This is a genomic window from Arsenophonus nasoniae DSM 15247 (assembly GCF_000429565.1).
Taxonomy (GTDB): Bacteria; Pseudomonadota; Gammaproteobacteria; order Enterobacterales; family Enterobacteriaceae; genus Arsenophonus; species Arsenophonus nasoniae.
On record NZ_AUCC01000194.1, the window covers coordinates 1 to 1960 of the forward strand.

The 1960-nt window shown below is 36.0% G+C and carries 4 protein-coding genes; 3 read left to right on the top strand and 1 reads right to left on the bottom strand.

All coding sequences use genetic code 11. The annotated features are described in order from the left end of the window. Positions 1-200 precede the first annotated feature (200 nt). Positions 201-404, bottom strand: coding sequence for a hypothetical protein (locus G468_RS0117320; protein ID WP_026824071.1), 204 nt, complete (start codon positions 402-404; stop codon positions 201-203). 252 nt (positions 405-656) lie between these two features. On the opposite strand from G468_RS0117320, the gene G468_RS23265 reads away from it, so the two are divergent. The 3 genes from G468_RS23265 (at position 657) to G468_RS25155 (ending at position 1869) form a co-directional block, all read left to right on the top strand. Then, entirely contained in the window at positions 657-782 is a 126-nt protein-coding gene (locus G468_RS23265) for a LuxR C-terminal-related transcriptional regulator (RefSeq protein WP_081700723.1), read from the top strand. A 454-nt stretch (positions 783-1236) separates the two neighbouring features. After that, complete coding sequence (locus G468_RS21815; protein WP_155847031.1) at positions 1237-1662, top strand: replication/maintenance protein RepL; 426 nt, start codon at positions 1237-1239, stop codon at positions 1660-1662. Between the two features lie 72 nt (positions 1663-1734). Continuing rightward, a complete protein-coding gene (locus G468_RS25155; protein ID WP_276324689.1) occupies positions 1735-1869 on the top strand; it encodes a hypothetical protein in 135 nt (44 codons plus the stop codon). Positions 1870-1960 lie beyond the last annotated feature (91 nt).

Sequence of the window (1960 nt, forward strand, 5' to 3'; positions counted from 1 at the left end):
GTTATAGCCGGACAAAAAAGTCGTTATAGCCGGACATTTTTTCTGTGTATAAGTTAATCCAACAACATTAATTGTAAATTATAAAAAATGAATTAAATCAATTATTTATGTTATTTATTGCATGGTCATATAAATTTAAAATTTATTCATATTTAGTGGCGGATAATATTTAAAATATTAATAGCCGGACAAAAAAGTCGTTATTCAGAGGGCTTTAATTTACTGAGTATAGCTCTTGATATAGTGGATATTCTTACTAAATCTCCTGTATCTGTATCGATTTTCACTCTTGGATCGTGTCTCCATTGAGAAATCATAGGAGGTTTTACTCCTAATCTCTCGGCAACATCTTTGTTTTTTATATTATTAACTTCGAGGTAATAACCAAACTCTAAAAATGCCATTTCTTCATAATTCCTTAATATCTGCATTTTTGTAATTTAATATAAATTAACGAAATACGCAAATTAATTAAAATAGCTATTTACTTATTTTTTTAGATATGAAAGAATGGTCATCAATTGAATAAAATAGAAATCTGAACACTGGCTGAAAGCGTGCGGCATATCAATCGAGCAGCTTTTGAGCTTTGCTCTCACATCAAAACACCTTACACCCCGTCAGCGTGAGTACCTTTGTAGTATTGGAGGTGCAGTATGAACTCCGATTTAAAATTATTCAGAAGATTGACCAAGCGTGAGAACGAGGTGCTGCATTGGGTAAGTGCGGGTAAAACGTATTGGGAAATCTCTGTAATTTTCGAGTGTTCGTGCTCCTTTTAACTTCCGGTTATCTTCCGCTTCCTCGCCCGTTCGCTCGCGTTGCTCGGTCACTTGGCTGCGTCGAGCGGTGGGCGTTAAATTTTAATTTTGAAAAGATTTTTTGATTTTTTAAAAAGAAAATCGTGTTTTTCTTTAACTCAGTCCGCTCACCGCAGGAGACGTTGAGGCGGAGCGCAGCTTGCGAGCACCGAACAACGTCGACGAGGAAGCGGAAGTTAGTTTGTAGCTACAGAGTTGTCTGATACTCCAGAACTGATACAGATACAGAAAGGGAATGTAATGTAATAGTATGATTTATAAGTTTTTTTTAATTTTATAGTATCAGCAATGATGATACTTGTAAGTCTCATAGCTAATGATACTCTGTTTTTTTAAATAAAAAATATTTGACACAACCGGTATCTTTTGGTTATAGTTTTTGTTACTGGATTGAGACTAAGAGGTATCATATAAATTGAAAGCAGATAATTATAATTTCGTCCAGTTATCAAAGGGATATATGAATCATTTTAGAGGCTTAATAAGCAAACATCCTCTTGCCGCTGAAATATTAATTTTTTTCATGGAAAAAATGGGAAGAACGACAAACGCTGTTGTATGTAGTTACCAGTTACTACAAGAAGTTACCGGATATAGTCGTCCCAGTGTGGCAAGGGCGGTAAGAATTTTAAAAAAAGATAACTGGATAGATACGGTGAAAGTTGGAAATGCAACTGCATATTGTGTTAACGAAAAAGTAGCTTGGCAGGCAGGTAGAGATGAGCGTCAATATGCTATTTTTAGTGCTACTGTTGTTGCTACTTCTACTGAACAAGAAAGTAATTTTAGAGAAAAATCAAAGGAAAAATTAACGTATATTCCTTTTGTCGAAAAAGAATAACCGCTGATTGAGGGAGTTAACGCCTCCCACAACCAGCTAACCCTAAACCTACGATAACTAGGAGTAAGGCTAATGAAAAAGTCTACCTTCCGTGTGCGCGTAATTAAAGCGCAAAATCAAATAATCGAGCTATTTGCTCGAACCTCACGCAATTTAACCCTTCGTCAGCGTGCCCGAATTTTGAATAGAGTTGGAGGTGCAGTATGAACTCCGAGATGATTAAATTCTTTTTGAGTGGTGCTGTTCCTTGTGGTTTTGCGGATAGTGAGGGGGAAATTAAGGCCAACGCTAAAATGGT